At 62.4% G+C, this 18,755-nt stretch carries 17 protein-coding genes and 1 tRNA gene; 12 read left to right on the forward strand and 6 right to left on the reverse strand.

The window, feature by feature from the left end:
• Positions 1–54: 54 nt before the first annotated feature.
• Positions 55–131, reverse strand: a tRNA-Arg gene (locus tag PSH87_RS00965).
• A gap of 370 nt (positions 132–501) precedes the next feature.
• On the opposite strand from PSH87_RS00965, the gene gabD reads away from it, so the two are divergent.
• The 3 genes from gabD (at position 502) to PSH87_RS00980 (ending at position 4,752) form a co-directional block, all read left to right on the forward strand.
• Positions 502–1,944 carry an NADP-dependent succinate-semialdehyde dehydrogenase gene (gene gabD, locus PSH87_RS00970; protein ID WP_017734500.1) on the forward strand — a complete coding sequence of 481 codons (1,443 nt, stop codon included), beginning with the start codon at positions 502–504 and terminating at the stop codon, positions 1,942–1,944.
• Between the two features lie 182 nt (positions 1,945–2,126).
• Positions 2,127–3,404, forward strand: coding sequence for a 4-aminobutyrate--2-oxoglutarate transaminase (gene gabT, locus PSH87_RS00975; RefSeq protein ID WP_017734501.1), 1,278 nt, complete (start codon positions 2,127–2,129; stop codon positions 3,402–3,404).
• 139 nt (positions 3,405–3,543) lie between these two features.
• Complete coding sequence (locus tag PSH87_RS00980; protein WP_026136489.1) at positions 3,544–4,752, forward strand: HDOD domain-containing protein; 1,209 nt, start codon at positions 3,544–3,546, stop codon at positions 4,750–4,752.
• 131 nt (positions 4,753–4,883) lie between these two features.
• Here PSH87_RS00980 and PSH87_RS00985 read toward each other — a convergent pair whose 3' ends face one another.
• Positions 4,884–5,885, reverse strand: a complete 1,002-nt coding sequence (locus PSH87_RS00985) for a sensor domain-containing diguanylate cyclase (RefSeq protein WP_017735285.1) — start codon at positions 5,883–5,885, stop codon at positions 4,884–4,886.
• A gap of 188 nt (positions 5,886–6,073) precedes the next feature.
• Positions 6,074–7,258, reverse strand: a complete 1,185-nt coding sequence (gene desA / locus PSH87_RS00990) for a delta-9 fatty acid desaturase DesA (protein WP_017735284.1) — start codon at positions 7,256–7,258, stop codon at positions 6,074–6,076.
• Between the two features lie 166 nt (positions 7,259–7,424).
• Here desA and dibA point away from each other — a divergent pair, with 166 nt between their 5' ends.
• The 6 genes from dibA (at position 7,425) to PSH87_RS01020 (ending at position 13,794) form a co-directional block, all read left to right on the forward strand.
• Positions 7,425–9,338, forward strand: coding sequence for a phosphodiesterase DibA (gene dibA, locus PSH87_RS00995; protein WP_305432138.1), 1,914 nt, complete (start codon positions 7,425–7,427; stop codon positions 9,336–9,338).
• Between the two features lie 301 nt (positions 9,339–9,639).
• A complete protein-coding gene (oscA, locus tag PSH87_RS01000; RefSeq protein ID WP_003170956.1) occupies positions 9,640–9,822 on the forward strand; it encodes a sulfur starvation response protein OscA in 183 nt (60 codons plus the stop codon).
• 74 nt (positions 9,823–9,896) lie between these two features.
• Entirely contained in the window at positions 9,897–10,907 is a 1,011-nt protein-coding gene (locus PSH87_RS01005) for a sulfate ABC transporter substrate-binding protein (protein WP_017736174.1), read from the forward strand.
• Between the two features lie 198 nt (positions 10,908–11,105).
• A complete protein-coding gene (cysT, locus tag PSH87_RS01010; RefSeq protein WP_017736173.1) occupies positions 11,106–11,924 on the forward strand; it encodes a sulfate ABC transporter permease subunit CysT in 819 nt (272 codons plus the stop codon).
• Positions 11,925–11,937: 13 nt separating this feature from the next.
• Positions 11,938–12,810: a sulfate ABC transporter permease subunit CysW gene (gene cysW, locus PSH87_RS01015; protein WP_305432140.1), complete on the forward strand. Its 873-nt coding sequence runs from the start codon at positions 11,938–11,940 to the stop codon at positions 12,808–12,810.
• A gap of 3 nt (positions 12,811–12,813) precedes the next feature.
• A complete protein-coding gene (locus tag PSH87_RS01020; RefSeq protein ID WP_017736171.1) occupies positions 12,814–13,794 on the forward strand; it encodes a sulfate/molybdate ABC transporter ATP-binding protein in 981 nt (326 codons plus the stop codon).
• Positions 13,795–13,902: 108 nt separating this feature from the next.
• On the opposite strand, the gene PSH87_RS01025 is transcribed toward PSH87_RS01020, so the two are convergent.
• The gene (locus tag PSH87_RS01025; RefSeq protein WP_305432142.1) at positions 13,903–14,430 is read right to left on the reverse strand and encodes a DUF962 domain-containing protein; all 528 of its coding nucleotides are present in this window, start codon (positions 14,428–14,430) and stop codon (positions 13,903–13,905) included.
• An 83-nt stretch (positions 14,431–14,513) separates the two neighbouring features.
• On the opposite strand from PSH87_RS01025, the gene PSH87_RS01030 reads away from it, so the two are divergent.
• Together PSH87_RS01030 and PSH87_RS01035 are read left to right on the forward strand one after the other, a co-directional pair.
• Positions 14,514–15,200 carry a Crp/Fnr family transcriptional regulator gene (locus PSH87_RS01030; RefSeq protein WP_305432143.1) on the forward strand — a complete coding sequence of 229 codons (687 nt, stop codon included), beginning with the start codon at positions 14,514–14,516 and terminating at the stop codon, positions 15,198–15,200.
• A gap of 38 nt (positions 15,201–15,238) precedes the next feature.
• Positions 15,239–15,604, forward strand: coding sequence for a response regulator (locus PSH87_RS01035; RefSeq protein ID WP_305432144.1), 366 nt, complete (start codon positions 15,239–15,241; stop codon positions 15,602–15,604).
• A 123-nt stretch (positions 15,605–15,727) separates the two neighbouring features.
• Here the strand turns inward: PSH87_RS01035 and PSH87_RS01040 are convergent, their stop codons facing one another.
• A complete protein-coding gene (locus PSH87_RS01040; protein WP_305432145.1) occupies positions 15,728–16,732 on the reverse strand; it encodes an AraC family transcriptional regulator in 1,005 nt (334 codons plus the stop codon).
• A gap of 100 nt (positions 16,733–16,832) precedes the next feature.
• Between PSH87_RS01040 and PSH87_RS01045 the strand changes: the two genes are divergently transcribed.
• Entirely contained in the window at positions 16,833–17,927 is a 1,095-nt protein-coding gene (locus PSH87_RS01045; RefSeq protein ID WP_305432146.1) for a fatty acid desaturase, read from the forward strand.
• Here PSH87_RS01045 and PSH87_RS01050 read toward each other — a convergent pair.
• Positions 17,818–18,753 carry a LysR family transcriptional regulator gene (locus PSH87_RS01050; protein WP_305432147.1) on the reverse strand — a complete coding sequence of 312 codons (936 nt, stop codon included), beginning with the start codon at positions 18,751–18,753 and terminating at the stop codon, positions 17,818–17,820. The two genes, PSH87_RS01045 and PSH87_RS01050, sit on opposite strands and share 110 nt — an antisense overlap.
• Positions 18,754–18,755: the final 2 nt, after the last annotated feature.

The raw sequence follows: 18,755 nt of genomic DNA on the forward strand, positions 1-18,755 counted from the left end.
GCGGGCTTCTTGTGGTGTTTCGTAGGCTGTCTGAGACAGCCCGAGACTGCTATATGGTGCACCCGGCGGGATTCGAACCCACGACCCCTGCCTTCGGAGGGCAGTACTCTATCCAGCTGAGCTACGGATGCTTGTGCGGGCGACATCATACCCATGTCGCCCTTGGGCGTCCATGCTGGTTTTTGGCCGCTGAACCGTAGGAAATCGGCGCGCTGGCGCCCTAAACCGGGCGCCGCCGGTCAAGGCGGGGGAACCCGGGCCAATCACGCTGATCCGAAAGATTCGGCAAATGCGCCGTTTTCGTTCTTTTTTTCGAACAGACTATTGCCCTGTACCCCCATTGATCCTAGGATTCGTTTGAGATTTCAAACGCTCTGTCTCCCGCGTGCGCTTCACATATTCCGCGCGCTGGGGCTGATTTCCCTGACGGCAGCCCACAAGGCGCCTTTCAACAACTCTAATTCGCTCCGCGCGTGCGCGGTGCTGTTAAGGAAAGCCGACATGCAGCTTAAAGATGCCCAGTTGTTCCGCCAGCAAGCCTTTATCGATGGTGCTTGGGTCGATGCGGACAACGGTCAGACCATCAAGGTCAACAACCCGGCCACGGGCGAGATTCTCGGTACCGTGCCAAAGATGGGCGCCGCGGAAACCCGCCGCGCCATCGAAGCCGCCGACAACGCCTTGCCGGCCTGGCGTGCGCTGACCGCCAAGGAGCGCGCGAACAAGCTGCGCCGTTGGTTTGAGCTGCTGATCGAAAACCAGGACGACCTCGCCCGCCTGATGACCCTCGAACAAGGCAAGCCGCTGGCCGAAGCCAAGGGCGAAATCGTCTACGCCGCGTCCTTTATCGAGTGGTTCGCCGAAGAAGCCAAGCGCATCTACGGTGACGTGATTCCCGGCCACCAGCCCGACAAGCGCCTGATCGTGATCAAGCAGCCGATCGGCGTGACCGCTGCCATCACCCCGTGGAACTTCCCGGCCGCGATGATCACCCGTAAAGCCGGCCCGGCCCTGGCCGCCGGTTGCACCATGGTCATCAAGCCCGCTTCGCAAACCCCGTTCTCGGCCCTGGCGCTGGTTGAGCTGGCGCACCGTGCCGGCATCCCGAAAGGCGTGCTGAGCGTGGTCACCGGCAGCGCTGGCGACATCGGCGGCGAGCTGACCGGCAACCCGATCGTGCGTAAATTGTCCTTCACCGGCTCGACCGAAATCGGTCGCCAGCTGATGGCCGAATGCGCCAAGGACATCAAGAAAGTGTCCCTGGAGCTGGGCGGCAACGCGCCGTTCATCGTGTTTGACGACGCCGACCTGGATAAGGCCGTCGAAGGCGCGATCATCTCCAAGTACCGCAACAACGGCCAGACCTGCGTCTGCGCCAACCGCCTGTACATCCAGGATTCGGTGTACGACGCCTTCGCCGAAAAACTCAAAGTGGCCGTGGCCAAATTGAAGATCGGCAACGGTCTGGAAGACGGCACCACCACAGGTCCCCTGATCGACGAAAAGGCCGTGGCCAAGGTCCAGGAACACATCGCCGATGCCCTGAGCAAAGGCGCCACGCTGCTGGCGGGTGGCAAGGTCATGGAAGGCAACTTCTTCGAGCCGACCATCCTCACCAACGTGCCGAAAAACGCCGCTGTGGCGAAGGAAGAAACCTTCGGCCCGCTGGCGCCGCTGTTCCGCTTCAAAGACGAAGCCGAAGTGATCGCGATGTCCAACGACACCGAGTTCGGCCTGGCTTCCTACTTCTATGCCCGCGACCTGGGCCGTGTGTTCCGTGTGGCCGAAGCCCTGGAATACGGCATGGTCGGCGTCAACACCGGGTTGATCTCCAACGAAGTGGCGCCGTTCGGCGGTATCAAGGCCTCGGGCCTGGGCCGTGAAGGCTCCAAGTACGGGATCGAGGATTACCTGGAAATCAAATACCTCTGCCTGGGCATCTAAGCCCGGCAAGAGATTGCAGTGAACGCAGAGGGCACGAGAGCGCTGACCCTTTGCGTGTTTCAAGACGTTATTCGTAGTGGCCGGGAACGCTGTGGCAGTCGATCATCGCATGCTGCCGCAGTTGCCTCCCCGCCACGTATTCCTTGGACCCCGCCACCCGATGAGTGGCGAATGAGGACTTTATGAGCAAGACCAACGCATCCCTGATGAAACGCCGCGAAGCCGCTGTACCGCGCGGTGTCGGCCAGATCCACCCGATCTTCGCCGAATCCGCGAAGAACGCCACGGTGACCGACGTTGAAGGTCGCGAGTTCATCGACTTCGCCGGCGGCATCGCCGTGCTGAACACCGGTCACGTGCACCCGAAAATCATCGCCGCCGTGACCGAACAGCTGAACAAACTGACCCACACCTGCTTCCAGGTCCTGGCCTACGAGCCGTACGTCGAAGTGTGCGAGAAAGTGAACGCCAAGGTGCCTGGCGACTTCGCCAAGAAAACCCTGCTGGTCACCACCGGTTCCGAAGCCGTCGAAAACGCCGTGAAGATCGCCCGTGCCGCCACTGGCCGTGCCGGCGTGATCGCCTTCACCGGCGCCTATCACGGCCGCACCATGATGACCCTGGGCCTCACCGGTAAAGTCGTGCCGTACTCGGCCGGCATGGGCCTGATGCCCGGCGGCGTGTTCCGCGCGCTGTACCCGAACGAACTGCACGGTGTGAGCGACGACGATTCCATCGCCAGCATCGAACGCATTTTCAAGAACGATGCCGAGCCGCGTGACATCGCTGCCATCATCATCGAGCCGGTGCAGGGCGAAGGCGGTTTCTACGTCGCGCCGAAATCCTTCATGAAGCGCCTGCGCGAACTGTGCGACAAGCACGGCATCCTGCTGATCGCCGACGAAGTGCAAACCGGTGCCGGCCGTACCGGTACCTTCTTCGCCATGGAACAGATGGGCGTTGCTGCCGACCTGACCACCTTCGCCAAATCCATCGCTGGCGGCTTCCCGCTGGCCGGTGTGTGCGGCAAGGCCGAATACATGGATGCCATCGCTCCAGGCGGCCTGGGCGGCACCTACGCCGGTAGCCCGATCGCGTGCGCGGCTGCGCTGGCGGTAATGGAAGTGTTCGAAGAAGAGCACCTGCTGGACCGTTGCAAGTCCGTCGGCGAGCGTCTGGTCACTGGCCTGAAAGCCATCCAGGCCAAGTACCCGGTGATCGGTGATGTGCGTGCCCTGGGCGCGATGATCGCCGTCGAGCTGTTCGATGGCGGCGACACCCACAAGCCCAACGCTGCGGCCGTGGCTGCCGTGGTGGCCAAGGCGCGTGACAAGGGCCTGATCCTGCTGAGCTGCGGCACCTACGGCAACGTGTTGCGCGTGCTGGTCCCGCTGACCGCGCCGGACGAGCTGTTGGACAAAGGCCTGGCGATCATCGAAGAGTGCTTCTCCGAGCTGTAAGCGCAAGCTGACCTGATCGACAGAAAAAACCCGCTTCGGCGGGTTTTTTTGTGCCCGACCCGGCACATTCAGCCCAGGTTCATTGTACGTACCCGCCTCCATTGACTAAGGTGCAAGCATTGCCGATGGAGCGTGCTGGATGACTGCTGTTGATTTACCCGCTGTACCCCGTGTGTTGATTGCCGAAGCGGACCCTTGGTCGCGGGACCTGCTCAAGCAAGTGTTGTTGAACGTGCGCTGTGACGCACGGCTGGATGTGTGTGCCGATGGTCAGCAAGCGGCTACGTTGCTGCGGGAAAAAACCTACGACCTGATCCTGGCCGATTGGGAGCTGCCGGGCGTCGATGGCCTGAGCCTGCTGCGCAACGTGCGCCAGCAGCGCCGCTCGCCTGCGCTGCCGTTCATTCTGCTGAGCAGTCGCAATGACAGCGCCAGTGTGCGCGAAGCCCTGCCCCTGGCGCCCACGGCGTACCTGACCAAACCCCTGAACATGGAGAGCCTGACCCAGCGCCTGCAAGACCTGCTGCTCAATGAAGGCGAAAGCGTGTATTGCGAGATTCCGCCGCTGGCGCCGGGCATGACGTTGCCGGTGTTCCTGGAGCGCCGCCGCGAAGCTTCCGATGGCGCGCCGTTGCGCGTGGATGTGAAAGCTGCGGTACAAAAAAGCCTTGGGCCCAACGGCCTGGACCTCAAGCGCCTGGAAGACCAGGTGCGCATGGACCCGCAAATCACCGCCGTACTGATCGCCGCCGCCAACAGCGCCGGCCATCACGGCACGCCGGTGCAAACCCTGCCAGCGGCGTTGCACAAGCTGGCTGCCGGGCAAAGCATGAACCTGATCCTCGGCCTGTCCCTCAAGCACAACGTGGTGCTGGCCGACCCGGCGCTGGTGGCCTATGCCGAGCGCCACTGGCAGCTGTCCCAGGACACCGCCGACTACGCGCGACGCCTGGCGCGCATGCTGGAGTTGGATCACGAGCGTTGCTACAGCGCCGGTATCCTGCATCGGCTCGGCGACCTGGCCTTGTTGCGCTGCCTGGAAGACTGGCGGCTGGGCGGCGGCGCGCTGGATGACGAAGCGATTGGCGAGGCGCTCTACACTTTTGGTGCCGCCTATGGCTCGGCGTTGCGTGCGCGCTGGCGCTTGCCCCATGAACTGCGCCAGTTGATCGCGGCGATCTACTCGCTGGAGGGCGGGGTGTATGCGCGGGATGCGCTGGTGGTGAACCTGGCGGCGCAGATGGCGCGGCTGACCGAGCATGAAGGGCTCGAAGCGCTGGCGGCGGGCAAGACGGCGCGGTTGCTCAAGGTGGGTTTGTCGGAGCTGACTCGGGTGCGCAAGGCCTAGAGAACAGTGAGATCCAAATGTGGGAGCGGGCTTGCCCGCGATGAGGGTGTGTCAGTCAGCAGATTTCTAGCTGACCCACCGCCATCGCGGGCAAGCCCGCTCCCACACTGGATCTTTGTTGCGGCAGATATTTAGCTCGCGACGACGCGATTCTTGCCCAGTCGCTTGGCCTCATACATCGCCGCATCCGCGCGGGCGAACAGGCTGTCCAACGTCGAGTCCTCCTCGCTCAGGCTGGCCAAACCCTGGCTGACCGTCACCGTAAACGCCGATCCTTCATAGCTGAAACTCAACGCCTGGATCTCCTTGCCCAGCCGCTCCGCCACTTGCAACGCCATCTCCGGCGCACAACCGGGCAGGACCGCGGCGAATTCTTCGCCGCCAATGCGCCCGAACAGGTCGCCACGGCGCAATACCCCGCGACCGCTCTCGGCGATACGCCGCAGCACCTGGTCGCCCTCCAGATGGCCGTAGGAGTCGTTGACGTCCTTGAAGTCATCGATATCCAGCAACAGGAACGCCAAGGGCGCGCCCTGGGCGCAGGCGCTGTCGAAGGCCTGGTTGGCGCATTCGAAGAAGTGCCGGCGGTTGCTGCTCTGGGTCAGCACGTCGGTGGTGGCGAGGCGATGCAGCTCCAGTTCCAGCTGCTTTTTCTCGGTGATGTCTTCGGCCATGCCGACCACGATCACCGGCTCGCCGGGTTCCACCTGCTGATTGATGTAGCACTTGTCGCTGAGCCAGCGGATCTGCCCGTCGGCGGTGATGATGCGGTACTCGCGGTCTTCCACGGCGCCCTGTTCCAGCACGCGGGCCAGGCTGTGCTCGGCGTAGTCGAGGTCTTCGGGGTGAATGCTGTTGCGCCATTCACGGTGGTCGGCCAGCAGCAGGCCGGCCGAACGCCCGAATACCCGCTCGTAGGCCGGGCTCACGTACAGCACGCGGCGCGTTTCCCAGTCGATGGCCCACAGCACGGCGTTCACGCTGACCAACAGGGAACTGAGCAATTGTTCGCGCTCGCTCAGCCGCTCGACTTCGCCCTGGGCGTGCATCAGCGCCAGCAGCGTCGCCGCCGCTGCGGGGCGCGGGTGCTCGGTGCTGGGGGGATCGGGCTGGTAGGGCTTTTCGTGAACCATCGGCACAACTCTCTCTGGGCGCGCCGCAGGATGGAACAGCGGTCACTACAAGGGGCCGCCATGATGGCGAAGTGTTCATTGAGAGAGGGGAATTGCAGTGAAGTTCCGTCATCGGTCGCGATTGACGGTGTCCGAGAAATGGCGCCAAAAAGCCGGTGGGTGGGAGGGCAAGCCCTCCCACCGTAGGGTCAGACCGCTGCAGGACGCAGGGAATAGGTCTTCAATTGGTGGGCAAAGTCGCGCAGGGACTGGATGCCGCTGGCCTCGGCCTCATGCACCCATTCCTTGATGGCGGCGAGCATGTCGTGGCCATTGGTGCTGGTCTTGAGCCAGATCTGTTGCAGCGCCAGGCGCTTTTCGTAGATCACTTTCAGGGCCTGGCTGTGTTCCAGCATGCCCTGGATGCGCAGGTGATGGCGCTCATCCAGCAGGCTGGTCTCCCGCGACAGCAAACGCTTGGCGCGGTGGAACTGGTGGCGCACCGAGTGATCGACCTTTTCCAGCTCTTGCTTGACCAGCGGGCCGATCACCAGCTTGCGGTACTGGGCCATGATCTGGAAGCGGTTGTTGAGGATCGCCATCGCAGTGTCCATGTCCAGGTGGCCCTTGCCCTCGACGCGGTGGGCAATCGGCGCCACACGCTGCACCTTGGCCAGGCGCAGCCAGCTGAACACCTTGATCCAGGCCCAACCGAGGTCGAACTCCCACTTCTTCACCGACAGCTTGGCGGAGTTGGGGTAGGTGTGATGGTTGTTGTGCAGCTCTTCGCCACCGACGATGATGCCCCACGGCACCAGGTTGGTCGCCGCGTCACGGCATTCGAAGTTGCGATAGCCCACGGCATGGCCCAGGCCGTTGATCACGCCGGCGGCCCAGAACGGGATCCACATCATCTGGATCGCCCAGATGGTGATGCCGATGGTGCCGAACAGCAGCAGGTCGATCACGCCCATGATCGCCACGCCCAGCAGCGGGTAAGGGGTGTAGATTTTGCGTTCGATCCAGTCGTCCGGGCAGTTCTTGCCGTAGATGCGCAAGGTCTCGGGGTTTTCCGCTTCGGCGCGGTACAGTTCGGCACCCTTGCGCAACACGGTGGACAGGCCTTTGATCACCGGGCTGTGCGGGTCATCGACGGTTTCACATTTGGCGTGGTGTTTACGGTGGATGGCGGTCCACTCGCGGGTGTTCTGCGCCGTGGTCAGCCACAGCCAGAAGCGGAAGAAGTGTTTCAGGCCGGCATTGAGTTCCAGGGAACGATGGGCTGAATAGCGGTGCAGATAGACGGTGACCCCAACGATGGTCACGTGGGTCATCAACAGAGTGACTGCCACCAGTTGCCAGGCTGACAGGTCAAGAAAACCGTTGTACCACATAGGCTGTATGGCCCTCAGATAAAGAAAAAAACAGCTCACGCATTATCACTAAGCCTACAGAGAAAACCAGCCACCCTTTCAGATAGGAGTGACTGGATGTTTCTTATTCTATAATCCGCAGCCTTTGTAGGGCGATTCTGTTTTTTTAGTAAGGATTACTGAGCATATGCTGCTTTCATACCGAGGTGCCCTACGTGTAGGGCTGGTATACCTGCTGGTTTCCATTGTCTGGCTCCAGCTCAGCAACCAGGTATTGATCAACTTTCTCGATGAACCGAGGGAGCTGGGTCACTGGCTGCAGGTGCGCGGCTATGTGTGGGTGGCCCTCAGCGCGCTGGCCATTTACCTGCTCTGTGCGCGGTTTGACCGGGCCAGCCGGCTTGCCCAGCCCCTGCAGGAAAACCGCGAGCGCCTGCGCCAGGCCGCCGCCGTGTTCGACTGCACCCGCGAAGGCGTGCTGGTCACCGACGCCAAGGGCCTGATCGTGCATGTGAACCGGGCCTTTGTGGAGATCACCGGCTACCGCCGCGAAGACGTCATGGGCCAGCAGCCGAGCCTGTTCAAGTCTGGGCGCCATTCATCGGGTTTTTATCAACAGATGTTCCAGGCCCTGGGGCGTACCGGCGAATGGAGCGGAGAGATCTGGAACCGACGCAAGAGCGGCGAGATTTATCCACAGTGGCAAACCATCCGCGCCGTGCAGGATGATCTCGGCCACGTCAGCCACTACGTCGCGGTGTTCTCCGACATCACCGCCATCAAGCATTCCGAGCACGAACTGGCGCACCTGGCGCACCACGACCCGCTCACCGACCTGCCCAATCGCCTGCTGTTCACCGACCGCGCCGAGCAGGCGCTGGCCTCCGCGCAAGTGCACAAGCGCGGCTGTGCCTTGCTGCTGCTGGACCTGGACCACTTCAAGATCATCAACGACAGCCTTGGCCATAACGTCGGCGACCAACTGCTCAAGCTGGTGGGCGAGCGGCTCAAGGCCCTGTTCGGCCCCGGCGTGACCCTGGCGCGCCTGGGCGGCGACGAGTTCGCCGTGCTGGCGGAAAGTTGTCCACAGGTGGTGCAAGCCGCCGGCCTGGCGCAGCGCATGCTGGATACGATGAAACAACCGTTCATCTTTGACGGCCACCAGCTGTTTATCAGCGCCAGCGTCGGCATCAGCCTGTTCCCCAGCGATGCCCTGAGCGCCGAGCAACTGCTGCGCAACGCCGACTCGGCGCTGTTCAAGGCCAAGAGCGCCGGGCGCGAAGGCTACGCCCTGTACACCGAAGAACTCACCGCCCACGCGCAAAACCGCGTGGAAATCGCCAGCGAACTGCGCCGCGCCCTCGACCAGCACGAACTGCGCGTCTACTACCAGCCCGTGCACGACCTGCAAGACAGCCGCCTGATCGGCGTCGAGGCGCTGGTGCGCTGGGAACACCCGGAACGTGGCCTGGTGCCGCCGGGGGATTTCATCCCCATCGCCGAACGCACCGGGTTGATCGCCGACATCGACGCCTGGGTGCTGGACCAGTCGTGCCGCCAGATGGGCCAATGGCTGGCGCAGGGCGTGGCGCTGAATTTTATTGCGGTCAACGTCTCCAGCCGCCTGTTTGCCCGTCGCGAGCTGTACGAGCAAGTTGCCCAGGTGCTGCACGACACCGGCCTGGACCCGGCTTTTCTTGAGCTGGAAGTCACCGAAAGCGCGGTGATGGACGACCCCGAAGCCGCCCTGGAGCAACTGCATCGCCTGCGCGAACTGGGCTTGCGCCTGGCCATCGACGACTTCGGCACCGGCTATTCCTCACTGCTGCGCCTCAAGCGCCTGCCGGTGCAGAAACTCAAGATCGACCAGGGCTTTGTCGCCGGCTTGCCGTGGGACGAAGACGACGCCGCCATCGTGCGCGTGGTCATCGCCCTGGCGAAAAGCATGGGCATGCAGGTGCACGCCGAAGGGATCGAGCAGGTGGAGCAGGCGCGGTTCCTGTTGGAGCATGAATGCGACTTGGGCCAGGGTTACTGGTTTGGCCGGCCAGTGCCGGCGAGTGAAATCGACTGGAACCGAGCCCCGCCGATCCAAAGTTGAAATGCACTCAAAATGTGGGAGCTGGCTTGCCTGCGATAGCGGTGTGTCAGCCAGCACATCACTTGCTGATAGACCGCTATCGCAGGCAAGCCAGCTCCCACATTTGGATCGTCTCAAGGCTTAATTTCAGCCAAAACCCACAAAACCCGCACGCAACCCCACGTCCCACCAGAAAATTCTTTCTGGTTATATAAACATTCTTAAATAGTATTTTTAAGAATATCCGCGCTTATCTACTATCGCTCTCACGCCACCCGCAGTGCCGCCACTGCAAGGCACTTTTTATTTCAGGAGCGAGACCATGAGCGCATCTCTACGTAGCGTCGACGGCCAGGACGAAGCAGCCATTTTGCGTGAGATCCAGAGCGCATTGCGCGACCTGCGCTTTGGCGCGGTGGAAATCACCGTGCATAACGCGCAAGTGGTACAGATCGAACGCAAAGAAAAATTCCGCCTGCAAAACCCGGGTAACAAACCGAGCTGAGCAGTCACGGCGATTCGCATGCTAGACCCGCACTTATAAGAAAAAGCCAACACCCAGAATTTTCAGGAGCTTCTATGTCGTCGATTCGCCGTTACGCCCTGGCCGCCCTGGCCAGCGCCGTGTTTGCAGGTTCCGCCGTTGCCAAGGACTACGAGTTGCTCAACGTCTCGTACGACCCGACCCGTGAGCTGTACCAGGACTACAACGCTGAGTTCACCAATTTCTGGAAACAGTCCCACCCCGGCGACAACGTGAAAATCCAGCAATCCCACGGTGGCTCGGGCAAGCAAGGCCGCGCCGTGATCGACGGCCTGCGCGCCGACGTGGTGACCCTGGCCCTGGCCGGCGACATCGATGAAATCGCCAAGCTGGGCAAGACCCTCCCGGAAAACTGGCAGACCCGCCTGCCGGACGCCAGCACCCCGTACACCTCGACCATCGTGTTCCTGGTGCGCAAGGGCAACCCTAAAGGCATCAAGGATTGGGGCGACCTGATCAAGAAAGACGTGTCCGTGATCACCCCGAACCCGAAAACCTCCGGCGGCGCCCGCTGGAACTTCCTCGCCGCCTGGGCCTACGGCCTGAAAACCGGCGGCAGCGAAGCCAAGGCCCAGGAATACGTTCAAGCGCTGTTCAAACACGTACCTGTGCTGGACACCGGCGCACGCGGTTCGACCATCACCTTCGTCAACAACGGTCAGGGTGACGTGTTGCTGGCCTGGGAAAACGAAGCCTTCCTCGCGCTGAAAGAAGACGGCGGCGCAGACAAGTTCGACATCGTCGTGCCGTCCCTGTCGATCCTCGCCGAGCCGCCAGTGGCCGTAGTCGACAAGAACGCCGAGAAAAAGGGCAACACCGAAATCGCCACTGAATACCTGAAACACCTGTACAGCCCGGCTGGCCAGGAGATTGCGGCGAAGAACTTCTACCGCCCACGGGATGCGAAAGTTGCCGCCAAATACGCCCAACAGTTCCCGAAACTGGACCTGGTGACTATCGACAAAGACTTCGGCGGCTGGAAAACTGCCCAACCGAAATTCTTTAACGACGGTGGCGTGTTCGACCAGATCTACACGGCGCAGTAAGCAACACTACCTGTAGGAACCCGCTTTTCTGTGAGATCTGGCTTGTGTGGGAGCTGGCTTGCCTGCGATAGCATCACCAAGGTGTGACTGACACACCGAGGTGCCTGCATCGCGGGCAAGCCCGGCTCCCACAGAAAAGCCAGCTCCCACACAAAGCGCGCTCCTACAGTGGTTTCTACCCTTTTACCAAGGACTCTTATGTCGCGTCGTATCTCCCCCGTCATACCCGGCTTCGGGCTGACGCTGGGCTACACCGTGGTGTACCTCAGCCTGATCGTACTCATCCCCCTCGCGGCGATGTTTGTACACGCCGCTCAACTTACCTGGGATCAGTTCTGGAACATCATCTCCGCCCCGCGCGTGCTGGCTGCGTTGAAGTTGAGTTTCAGCACCGCGTTGTACGCCGCGCTGATCAACGGCGTGATCGGCACGCTGCTGGCCTGGGTGCTGGTGCGCTACACCTTCCCCGGCCGCAAGATCATCGATGCGATGATCGACCTGCCCTTCGCCTTGCCCACCGCCGTGGCGGGTATCGCACTGACCGCCTTGTACACGCCGAATGGTTTTGTCGGCCAGTTTGCCGCCGACCTGGGTTTCAAGATCGCCTACACCCCGCTGGGCATCACCCTGGCGCTGACCTTCGTCACGCTGCCCTTCGTGGTGCGCACGGTGCAGCCGGTACTGGCCGATATCCCCCGGGAAATCGAAGAAGCCGCCGCCTGCCTGGGCGCCAAGCCGTTGCAGGTGTTCCGCTACATCCTCGTGCCGGCGCTGCTGCCCGCGTGGCTCACCGGTTTCGCCCTGGCGTTTGCCCGTGGCGTCGGTGAGTACGGTTCGGTGATCTTCATCGCCGGCAACATGCCGATGAAAACCGAGATCCTGCCGCTGCTGATCATGGTCAAGCTCGACCAATACGACTACCGCGGCGCCACCTCCATTGGTGTGCTGATGCTGGTGGTTTCCTTTGTCCTGCTGCTGCTGATCAACTTGTTGCAGCGGCGCATCGAACGTCCATAAGGAGGCGCGGAACATGTCCCAATCGTCTATTTCCGCCGCGTCCTCGGCCAACGCTGCCCGCCGTGGCAGTGCGGTGTCGCGACGTATCCTGATCAGCCTTGGCTGGCTGGTGTTCGCCTTGTTCCTGCTGTTGCCGCTGTTGATCGTGGTGACCCAGGGCCTGAAGAACGGCCTTGGTTCGTTCTTCACCGCGATCCTCGAACCCGACGCGCTGTCGGCGCTGAAACTCACGGTGATCGCCGTGGCGATTTCGGTGCCGCTCAACGTGGTGTTTGGCGTCAGCGCTGCCTGGTGCGTGAGCAAATACTCGTTCCGTGGCAAGAGCATCCTGGTCACGTTGATCGACCTGCCGTTCTCGGTGTCGCCGGTGATCGCCGGCCTGGTCTACGTGCTGATGTTCGGCGCCCAGGGCTTCTTTGGCCCGTGGTTGCAGGACCATGACATCCAGCTCGTGTTCGCCTTGCCCGGCATTGTGCTGGCGACCATCTTCGTCACCGTGCCGTTCGTGGCCCGTGAACTGATCCCGCTGATGCAAGAGCAGGGCACCCAGGAAGAAGAAGCCGCGCGCCTGCTCGGTGCGAATGGCTGGCAGATGTTCTGGCACGTCACTGTGCCGAATATCAAATGGGGCCTGATCTACGGCGTGGTGCTGTGTACCGCACGGGCCATGGGGGAGTTTGGCGCGGTGTCGGTGGTGTCCGGCCACATTCGCGGCGTCACCAACACCCTGCCGCTGCACGTCGAGATTCTCTACAACGAATACAACCACGTCGCCGCGTTTGCGGTGGCCAGCCTGCTGCTGATCCTGGCGCTCTTCATCCTGCTGCTCAAGCAGTGGAGCGAGAACCGTATCAACCGCCTGCGCAACAGTGCCGGTGATGAATAAGTCATGTCGATCGAAGTCCGTAATGTCAGCAAGAACTTCAACGCCTTCAAGGCCCTGAACAGCATCAATCTGGACATCCAGAGTGGCGAGCTGGTGGCGTTGCTTGGCCCGTCCGGCTGCGGCAAGACCACCTTGCTGCGCATCATCGCCGGCCTCGAAACCCCGGATGACGGCAGCATCGTGTTCCACGGTGAAGACGTCTCCGGCCACGACGTGCGTGATCGCAACGTCGGCTTTGTGTTCCAGCACTACGCGTTGTTCCGCCACATGACCGTGTTCGACAACGTTGCCTTCGGCCTGCGCATGAAACCGAAGAACCAGCGCCCGAGCGAAAGCCAGATCGCCAGCAAAGTCCACGAGCTGCTGAACATGGTGCAACTGGACTGGCTGTCCGACCGCTACCCGGAACAACTCTCCGGCGGCCAGCGCCAGCGTATCGCCCTGGCCCGCGCCCTGGCGGTGGAGCCGAAAGTGCTGCTGCTCGACGAACCGTTCGGCGCCCTTGACGCCAAGGTGCGTAAAGAACTGCGCCGCTGGCTTGCACGCCTGCACGAAGACATCAACCTGACCTCGGTGTTTGTGACCCACGACCAGGAAGAGGCCATGGAAGTCGCCGACCGCATCGTGGTGATGAACAAGGGCGTGATCGAGCAGATCGGCTCACCGGGCGAAGTCTACGAAAACCCGGCCAGTGATTTCGTCTATCACTTCCTCGGCGATTCGAACCGCCTGCACCTGGGTGAAGACAATCATGTGTTGTTCCGCCCCCACGAAGTGTCGCTGTCGCGCCATGAACTGGAAGACCACCACGCTGCCGAAGTGCGCGATATCCGCCCGTTGGGTGCGACCACGCGCGTGACGTTGAAGGTGGAAGGCCAGAGCGAGCTGATCGAAGCCGAAGTGGTCAAAGACCACGACAGCCTCACCGGTTTGGCCCGTGGCGAGACACTGTTCTTCAAGCCCAAGGTCTGGCAAAAAGCCTGAGAACACTGCACCACCCACTGTGGGAGCGGGCTTGCCCGCGATAGCGGTCTGTCAGTTGCCAATGTGCTGACTGACCCACCGCTATCGCGGGCAAGCCCGCTCCCACATTTAAATCCCGCTGGGCTTTAGATCGCGGCGCGCCACTGGGCCCGAGCGTGCTTCGATCTGCTGCTTGAGGTCATGCCGCAGCCCCACCAGAAACGCCAACTCCGCCACCACAAACAACGGCCCGACGATCAGCCCCGACACATCGTCCACAAACGCCGGCTTTTTACCCTCGTAATAGTGCCCGACAAACTGAATCACCCAGCCCACCACAAACATCCCGATCCCGCTGCCCAGCCACACCAGCGTGCTCTGCGCCGCCAACACATGCCCGGCCCACACCGACAAGCCCATCAGCACCGTCATCAACACACCGAGCGCCAGCTCCAGGCGCAGGTAAAACCACGCCGAAAACAACGCGAGCAGCACCGCCGGTGAAACCCACAGCCCACCCACGGCCCATTCGGGACGCGACAGCAACACCGCCACCGCGACCACAATCAACGGGATGCCGATAAAGTGGCTGGCGATATTGCGCGGGTCGCGGTGGTAGGCGGCGTATTGGCTGAGGTGATCGACGAGGCTTTTCATTGTTGTTCCTCCTGTAGGATGTTTGATCATGCCCTGTCAGCCTTTGCCTGACTGTCAGCTGGGCGACAATCTTCGGAGTTCCCATGGATGCAGCGCAATGGCACGCGCAACTGGCGACCGGCCAGTGGTTCAGTCACCTGCCCGCACCGTTTCAGACTAGCTTGCTGGCCCACGCCCGGTTGCGTCAGCTGACGGCGGGGCAATACCTGTTCAAGCGCGGCGACCCGCCGTGCGGCCTGTATGCGGTGCTCGAGGGCAGCCTGCGCATCAGCGCGGTCAATGAACACGGCAAGGAAGCGGTATTGAGCCTGGTGGAGCCGCCTTTCTGGTTTGGCGAGATCTGCCTGTTCGACGGCCTGCCGCGCACCCACGACGCCTGCGCCGTCGGCCCGTGCACGCTGTTGCAGGTGCCGCAGCAGGCGCTGTTGAAAGACCTCGACGAAAATCCGCGCTACTGGCGCGACCTGGCCCTGTTGATGAGCCAGAAACTGCGCCTGAGTTTTATCGGCCTCGAACAGCTGCGCCTGATGCCGGCGTCGGTGCGCCTGGCCCATCGCTTGCTGATGATCATTGACGGTCATGGCGACATCGAGCCCTCACGGCGCCTCGTGCAACTGCCCCAGGAAGACCTGGCGGCGATGCTCAGCCTGTCGCGCCAGACCACCAACGCCCTGCTCAAGGACCTGCAAGCCCAAGGCATCGTGCGCCTGGGCTACGGCGCGATCGAAATCCTCGACGCCGGGCGGTTGCGGGAGGCGGCGCACACCTGAGGGTGTTAGCCTGCTGGCCTGATCAATCGAGGTGTCTTATGCGCGTGCTGTTAGTGGAACATGAATCCGACGAGGCACAGCGGATGGCCCAGGGCTTGAACGAGGCCAGCTACAGCGTGGACGTGGCGGCCAACGGCATGGCGGCCCAGCGTCTGGTCGAGGACGGCGAGTACGACCTGGTGATCCTCGACGTGATGCTGCCCGGGCTGAATGCCTGGAAATTGCAGCAGGCGATTCGCCAGAAGGGCGACACGCCGCTGTTGTTCCTGACGACGCCCGGCGGCATTGAAGACCGACTGCGGGGGTTGGAATTGCATGAGGATGACTACCTGCTCAAGCCGTTTGAGGCCAAGGCGTTGGTGGCGCGGGTGAGGTCGGTGTTACGGCGTGATCGTGGGCGTTGACCTTACGGGCGCCATCGCGGGCAAGCCCGCTCCCACAGGTGACCGGGTTCCAACCTTGGAATGCAATCAAATGTGGGAGCGGGCTTGCCCGCGATGAGGCCCTCAAAACCAACACAAATCCAACTACCGCAACCCCTCCCGAAACTGCCCCGGCGTCACCCCCGTCCACCGCTTGAACGCCCGGCTAAAACTGCTGGTATCAGCAAACCCCAACAAATGACTGATCTCCGCCAATGAACACTGCGGATCGCGCAAGTGCAGCAACGCCAAATTCTCCCGGCACTCATTGAGCAACGCATCAAACCGGCAACCTTCATCCGCCAGATGCCGCTGCAAGCTGCGCAAGCTCAAGTGCAACGCCTGGGCGACCCGTTCCGCGCTCGGCTCGCCATCGGGCAATTGCGCTTCGATCACCCGGCGCACCTTGCGCTCCCAGGTCAGTGGTTGCAGTTGGGCGAGGGTGCGTTTGAGCACGGTTTCATTGTGCTCGGCCAGCTCGGGGTTGGCGTCGTCGAGGTGGCTGTCGAAGTCCTGGGCGGCGAATTCCAGGCGGTCTTCCTCGGCGCCAAAAAACACCGGCGCGCGAAACACCGTGTGCCAGGGCTGGGGATCGACCGGCTCGGGGCGCCGCAAATACACGGCTAAGGGGGCGTAGTCCCGGCCCAGGCGATTGCGGCATGTACGCACATAAATCGCCGCAAAGGCATCGATGGCTTCGAACGCCGGCGCCGGGCTGCCGGCAGGTTGCAGCATGCGAAAGCGATAGCGTTCTCCATCACCGTCCAAGGTCAGGGTCAGTGCATCACTGACCACCTGGTGATAACGCACGATGCGCTCGAACACCTCCCGCAGGCTGCCGCTGGCCACCAGCGCATAACCCAGCGCATGAAAGGTGGTGGGGCTGACAAACCGCGACACCCGCAAGCCAATCGCCGGGTCGCCGCTGGCCTGCACCGCCAGTTCCCACAGCCGCGTGGTGGCCGACAGCGGGTAGCGCGCATTCGGGTCGTCCATCTGCTGCGGGTCGAGCCCGGCTTGCGCGCACAGCGCGGCGCTGTCGAGGCCGAGGGCGTCGAGCTGCTTGCGCAGGGCGCGGGTCCAGCTGGCGAGGGAGGTGGGTTCGGGCATGGCGATTGGCGCTTGCGGTCAACAGGTTGGCGTCCGGGGCTAGCGCCCTGCCAGATCGCGTGGGGCAGGATGGACGCATCAATAACCAGAGGATGGAAGCATGGACGGTACTTCTGCAAGTCCCCAGCAGATGAACGCGCAACAGCGTTCGGCGCATATCCGTGAAGTGGTGCTGGCCGAAGGCGTGCGCTTGCGCCAGCAGCATCCGTGGCTGCTGCATCAGGACGCGCTCGGCGCGGGCATCCTGGCGTTTGCGTTGCTCGGCATGGTTGGCTCGGCAGCGCTCTACATCGAGGGTCATATGGCCTGGTGGGCGTGCCTGTTGATCAACGCGTTCCTGGCTTCACTGACCCACGAGCTGGAACACGACCTGATCCACAGCATGTACTTTCGCAAGCAGCGCATCCCCCACCACCTGATGATGGGCTTGGTGTGGCTGGCGCGGCCGAGCACGATCAACCCGTGGATTCGCCGCCACCTGCACCTCAACCATCACAAGGTCTCCGGCACCGAGACGGACATGGAAGAACGCGCCATCACCAACGGCGAGCCCTGGGGGTTTGCGCGGCTGTTGATGGTGGGCGACAACGTCATGTCGGCGTTTATCCGCCTGCTGCGGGCCAAGACCTGGAAGCACAAGCTCAGCATCCTCAAGCGCTCGCTGCTGGTGTATGCGCCGCTGGCGCTGCTGCATTGGGGCGCGTGGTATGTGTTCCTCGGCTTCCACGCGGCCAATGGCATCGCCAGCCTGCTGGGCGCGCCCATCGAGTGGTCAGCCACGACCTTGCAGGTGATGCAGGTGATCGATATCGCCGCCGTGGTGATCATCGGCCCCAACGTGCTGCGCACCTTTTGCCTGCACTTTGTCAGCTCCAACATGCACTACTACGGCGATGTGGAACTGGGCAACGTGATCCAGCAGACCCAGGTGTTGAACCCGTGGTGGATGTGGCCGTTGCAGGCGTTCTGCTTCAACTTTGGCAGCACCCATGGCATCCACCATTTTGTGGTGAAGGAGCCGTTCTACATCCGCCAGATGACCGCCAAGGTGGCGCACAAGGTGATGGCGCAGATGGGCGTGCGCTTCAATGATTTCGGGACGTTTGCGCGGGCCAATCGGCTTGGTTTTCCACCGCCAGCAACGTCTCGATCAACGCCTTCGCCGCAGGCGACAAGCGCGCCCCAGCGCGGCTGATTATCCCGCAGCGGTTGCTCAAGCTGTCGAGGGCGTGGGGCAGGTTGCGCCAGTGCAGCACCTGCAACGCGCCACTGGCGAAGTCATCGACGAAGGCTTCTTCGGCGCCCAGGCCAATCGCATCGGACTGGCGCACGATGCTCGCCAACGCGGCGAACTGTTCCAGCTCGATGGCGGGGGCAAAGTCGATGCGCCCACTGAGGTTGGCCAACAGCTTGCGAATGCCCGGCGCGATCAGCGGCGTGGCCAGCGGGTAGCCGAACAGGTCGTTGGTGGACAGGCTGTCCTTGGCCAATAGCGGGTGCCCGGCACGGCAGAAAAACACGCTGCGCCGGGGCGTGAGGGCCTGGGTCTGGAAGTTCGGGTCGGCTTCGAAGTGACGTACATCGGCGATAAAAAATTCGATCTCTTCGCGACTCAGGCTGCGCCCGAGCCGCTCCCAGTTATCCACCTGCAAGGCACTGCGCACCTTCGGGTAGGCGCTGACAAACCGCGCCAGGGCCTCGGGCAGCAGGTTGACCGCCGCCACCACGTCGCAGCCCAAACGCACTTCGCCGGCGTCGAGTTTGGTCATGCGCGTGACTTCGTGGCTGAGCAATGCCGCGCCTTGCACCAGGCTCAGGGCATGTTGCAGCACCACCTGGCCTTCCGGGGTGGGGCGCAGCTCTTTGTGGGCGCGGTCCACCAGCACGCAGCCGAATTCTTGCTCCAGGCCCTGGATGCTGCGGCTGAACGCCGGTTGCGTGATGCCCATGGCGTCGGCGGCGCGCACGAAACTGCGGTGCTCGTTGAGCGCGATGAAATAGCGCAGTTGGCGAAGATCCATGG

It is taken from the genome of Pseudomonas sp. FP453 (assembly GCF_030687495.1).
Taxonomy (GTDB): Bacteria; Pseudomonadota; Gammaproteobacteria; order Pseudomonadales; family Pseudomonadaceae; genus Aquipseudomonas.

Bases quoted from the DNA above. Each gene is read 5' to 3' on its own strand.
- PSH87_RS01020 (WP_017736171.1), top strand. From the start codon at position 12,814: ATGTCGATCGAAGTCCGTAATGTCAGCAAGAACTTCAACGCCTTCAAG.
- PSH87_RS01045 (WP_305432146.1), top strand. From the start codon at position 16,833: ATGGACGGTACTTCTGCAAGTCCCCAGCAGATGAACGCGCAACAGCGT.
- oscA (WP_003170956.1), top strand. From the start codon at position 9,640: ATGAGCGCATCTCTACGTAGCGTCGACGGCCAGGACGAAGCAGCCATT.
- PSH87_RS01030 (WP_305432143.1), top strand. From the start codon at position 14,514: ATGGATGCAGCGCAATGGCACGCGCAACTGGCGACCGGCCAGTGGTTC.
- PSH87_RS01025 (WP_305432142.1), bottom strand. From the start codon at position 14,430: ATGAAAAGCCTCGTCGATCACCTCAGCCAATACGCCGCCTACCACCGC.
- PSH87_RS01050 (WP_305432147.1), bottom strand. From the start codon at position 18,753: ATGGATCTTCGCCAACTGCGCTATTTCATCGCGCTCAACGAGCACCGC.
- gabT (WP_017734501.1), top strand. From the start codon at position 2,127: ATGAGCAAGACCAACGCATCCCTGATGAAACGCCGCGAAGCCGCTGTA.
- PSH87_RS00985 (WP_017735285.1), bottom strand. From the start codon at position 5,885: ATGGTTCACGAAAAGCCCTACCAGCCCGATCCCCCCAGCACCGAGCAC.
- dibA (WP_305432138.1), top strand. From the start codon at position 7,425: ATGCTGCTTTCATACCGAGGTGCCCTACGTGTAGGGCTGGTATACCTG.
- PSH87_RS00980 (WP_026136489.1), top strand. From the start codon at position 3,544: ATGACTGCTGTTGATTTACCCGCTGTACCCCGTGTGTTGATTGCCGAA.
- cysT (WP_017736173.1), top strand. From the start codon at position 11,106: ATGTCGCGTCGTATCTCCCCCGTCATACCCGGCTTCGGGCTGACGCTG.
- PSH87_RS01040 (WP_305432145.1), bottom strand. From the start codon at position 16,732: ATGCCCGAACCCACCTCCCTCGCCAGCTGGACCCGCGCCCTGCGCAAG.
- PSH87_RS01005 (WP_017736174.1), top strand. From the start codon at position 9,897: ATGTCGTCGATTCGCCGTTACGCCCTGGCCGCCCTGGCCAGCGCCGTG.
- PSH87_RS01035 (WP_305432144.1), top strand. From the start codon at position 15,239: ATGCGCGTGCTGTTAGTGGAACATGAATCCGACGAGGCACAGCGGATG.
- cysW (WP_305432140.1), top strand. From the start codon at position 11,938: ATGTCCCAATCGTCTATTTCCGCCGCGTCCTCGGCCAACGCTGCCCGC.
- desA (WP_017735284.1), bottom strand. From the start codon at position 7,258: ATGTGGTACAACGGTTTTCTTGACCTGTCAGCCTGGCAACTGGTGGCA.
- gabD (WP_017734500.1), top strand. From the start codon at position 502: ATGCAGCTTAAAGATGCCCAGTTGTTCCGCCAGCAAGCCTTTATCGAT.